Here is a 3,342-nt window from a genome sequence, read left to right on the forward strand (position 1 = left end):
GCAGCGAGCGCCCGGCCGCCGCACGCAGCGACGCCGATGCGGCCGCGCGCAAGCCGGCGCGGCGTGAACGCGCCGGCGCGGTCGAGGCCGGCATGGAGACGTTCCGCATCGAGGTCGGCCACGACCACGGCGTGAAGCCGTCGAACATCGTCGGCGCGATTGCGAACGAGGCGGGTCTCGACAGCGCGAACATCGGCCGTATCGACATCCGCGGCGACCACAGTCTCGTCGACCTGCCCGAAGGCATGCCGTCGGACGTGTTCAAGCACCTGAAGAAGGTCTGGGTCTCGGGCCAGCAGCTGCGCATCACGCGCGCCGACGAAGCGGCCGACACGAGCCGCTCCTCGTCGCGGCCGCGTCCCGGCGCGGGTCCGCGCAAGGGCCGCGGCAAGTAAGTCCCGCACTGCCGGCGGCGGCGGCGAAGCGCCGGATCGGCCGGCCGGATCCGTCCACGCGCGGACGCAATCGTCCGCGCGGATGACAGCAGCCGGCGCGATTCCTTGGTCCGGTTCGGACGGGCGCGGTGGCCGCGCCCGCTGTCCCGACAGGCAACTCGCCCGGCGCCGTCCGCGCTTCGTGCAATCTGCCGGGCGCGCGTAGCGCCGGAGCCGCTTTTTCGGCGAGCAAACCCAACCGCTGCCGCGGTTGCCGGCGATCTCGTCGCACAGGCCCAGCTGGCACGCTCTCTGCGTCACCGGATCATCCCTTGTCCGACGTGGAGACCGCCTCATGCCGATTCCCGCCACCACCCGCACCGTGTTCGCGTCGCTGGCTCTGCTGCTCGGCGGCACTGCCCTGGGCCAGTCGCAGCCCCAGTCGACATCACCGCCGTCACAGCAGCAGCAGCCGCTGCAGGTGCAGTCGCAGCAGCGGCAACCGCCGCAGAACGCAGTTCCGCCGCCGTCGACCCTGGAACCGGCGACGGCCCTGACCTCGATGGCCCAGCTCGACGCGAACAAGGACGGCTTCATCGACAAGAACGAAGTGCCGTCGGGCCACGAACTCGCCGGCAAGTTCGCGCGTCTGGACCGCAATAGCGACGGCAAGCTCGATGCGAGCGAGTTCGCCGCCTATCAGGAAGAAAAGCGCTGATACCTGGCTCGCTCCGCACCCTCGTGCGTCCCCTGGAGGCCCGTATGAAAACCCATTGGGAATTCTTCAAGGAAGGTGATCAATCCTTCGGCATGTTCTATCCGCGGCACTACATCCTCGCCGGCTTCGACAGCTATGCGCAGGCGCAGACCGCCGAGCAGGAACTGCGCAACCAGGGCTTCACCGACGGCGAGGTGCGCTCGGCGACCGGCGAATTCGTCGTCAACGAGCTGGAATCGGTCGACGGCGCGAACATCATCGACCGGGCCAAGGCCTGGGTGGCCAAGTTCGTCGGCACCGAGGCCGGCTACATCGACGACGACCTCGAGCTCGCGCGCAACGGCGGCGCGTTCCTGTTCATCTACGCGCCGACCGACGACGACTGCCGCCGCGCGATGGCCGCGCTGGAGCCGCAGCGCCCGGTGTTCGCGCGGCGCTATCTGCCGATGGCGATCGAACGCCTGATCTATCCGGCCCGCGTGCAGCCGGACGTCTGAGCACCACAGGCCCCGGCCGCGCGTCCGTCGCGCGGCCGGGCACCTGCAGGTCGGGGAGAGGAGTCGCCGGCGCGGACCCGCGCAGCGGCGTCACACGGCGCGAAAGTCAAGCCCAAGGCATCGCACCAAAAGCTCATATCGACACAGCCAGCCGCGATGAGCGTGCAACCCGAAATGCCGTTTCATTTAGCAACCGTTTAACCGGCGCGGTTGTGTCATAAGCCCCGCCAACGGCCCCGCGACGCCGCGCCCAGCCTGGCCGCGTCGCGCATCGCCATCGAGGAGAGCCATGGGTATGAAAGTCGCCATCATCGGCGGCGGCGCCGCCGCTGCGTTCGTCATCACCGAGCTGCTGGAACACGGCGTCGGCATGCCGGCCGAGCTGCACTGGTATTCGGGCCGGCGCGGCGGCAGCCGCGGCGTGGCCTATGCGACGCCGGTGGACGAGCACCTGCTCAACGTGCGCGCGACCGCCATGGGCCTGAACTCGCCCGAGCCCACCGAATTCCTCGACTTCGCGCGCCAGCAGCTGCCCGATGCGCGCGGCGGCGACTTCCTGCCGCGGCGCCTGTACGGCGACTACCTCGAGGCGCGCGTGTCGCGTGCGTTCGAAGGTGCGAGTTTCCGCGGCATACGCGCCTCGCGCCTGCGCAGCGAGATTGAGCGCATCGAAGCCGCGCCCGACGGCGGCTACGTGCTGACCGACGCCGGCGGCTATCCGAGCCACGCGGACATCGTCGTCGTCGCGACCGGCGCCCTGCCTGCGCGCGCGCTGCCGCAGGTCGACGAGACCCTGGTCGCCGCGGGCCGCTACGTGCTCGATCCGTGGCAGTGGCTGTCGGCCAACACCCTGCCGTTCGAGAAGCTGCGCAAGGTGCTCGTCATCGGCTCGGGCCTGTCGGCCGTCGATCTCGCGCTCAGCGTCACCGAACGCTGGCCGCAGGTCCACGTGACGGCGCTGTCGCGCCGCGGCCGCCTGCCGGCGGCGCATTCGCGCGATGCGCAGCTGCCGGCCGAAGGGCTGGCCGAGCTCATCGAGGATCTGCACGAACGGCCCGAGCTGCGCCGCTGGACGCAGCTGGTCCGCGCCGCCTGCGAGGAGGCGGACGACTGGCGCAGCGTCATCGACAGCCTGCGTCATGCGACACCGAAGCTCTGGCAGGCCCTGTCCGAAACCGACCGGCGCCGCTTCCTGCGTCATCTGCGCAGCATCTGGGAGATCGGCCGCCATCGCATGCCGCCGCAGGTCGCGCGCCGCGTGCTCGAGCTGCAGGCCGACCGCCGGCTCGAGACGCGCGCCGGCCGCGTGCAGTCGGTCCGCGCGGGCCGTCACAACCGGCCAGTGCTGAGCTGGACCCAGGGACCGCAGCACGAACTGGCCCAGGTCGCGAGCTACGACCTCGTGCTGCAGGCCATCGGCCTGGACACCGACGCGCGCGCGACGTCGCATGCGCTCGTGCGCTCGCTCGTCGACGGCGGTCTCGCGCGCGCCGACGCGCAGGGCCTCGGCCTGCAGGTCGACGCGAGCGGCCGGCTCGCGCCGGACCAGCGTCTCTGGACGATCGGCGCGCTGTGCCGCGGCCGCGACTGGGAATCCACTGCCATCCCCGAGATCCGCCAGCAGGCGCGCGCGATCGCGGTGCAGCTGTTCCGCGAGCTCGCCGGCGACGCCGCGCGCGAGCAGCAGCGCGCCGGCGAACGGCGCACGGCCGAGATCGCGGATCTGCACGGCTGAACCGCCGGACCGGGCCGG

At 71.3% G+C, this 3,342-nt stretch carries 4 protein-coding genes; all 4 read left to right on the forward strand.

Translation table 11 applies throughout. The features are described from left to right. The coding region (locus tag NON22_RS22090) for a DbpA RNA binding domain-containing protein (protein ID WP_257389160.1) at positions 1-395 on the forward strand (395 nt) is incomplete at its 5' end. Between the two features lie 334 nt (positions 396-729). Further along, a complete protein-coding gene (locus NON22_RS22095; protein WP_257389161.1) occupies positions 730-1,092 on the forward strand; it encodes an EF-hand domain-containing protein in 363 nt (120 codons plus the stop codon). A gap of 44 nt (positions 1,093-1,136) precedes the next feature. Further along, positions 1,137-1,589, forward strand: a complete 453-nt coding sequence (locus NON22_RS22100; protein ID WP_257389162.1) for a hypothetical protein — start codon at positions 1,137-1,139, stop codon at positions 1,587-1,589. A gap of 295 nt (positions 1,590-1,884) precedes the next feature. Then, positions 1,885-3,324: an FAD/NAD(P)-binding protein gene (locus NON22_RS22105; protein ID WP_257389163.1), complete on the forward strand. Its 1,440-nt coding sequence runs from the start codon at positions 1,885-1,887 to the stop codon at positions 3,322-3,324. The last annotated feature ends 18 nt before the right edge of the window (positions 3,325-3,342 follow it).

This window comes from Tahibacter caeni, assembly GCF_024609805.1.
Lineage (GTDB): Bacteria > Pseudomonadota > Gammaproteobacteria > Xanthomonadales > Rhodanobacteraceae > Tahibacter > Tahibacter caeni.

Excerpts from the sequence above, each read along its gene's own strand:
- NON22_RS22100 (WP_257389162.1), top strand. The coding sequence starts at position 1,137 with ATGAAAACCCATTGGGAATTCTTCAAGGAAGGTGATCAATCCTTCGGC.
- NON22_RS22095 (WP_257389161.1), top strand. The coding sequence starts at position 730 with ATGCCGATTCCCGCCACCACCCGCACCGTGTTCGCGTCGCTGGCTCTG.
- NON22_RS22105 (WP_257389163.1), top strand. The coding sequence starts at position 1,885 with ATGAAAGTCGCCATCATCGGCGGCGGCGCCGCCGCTGCGTTCGTCATC.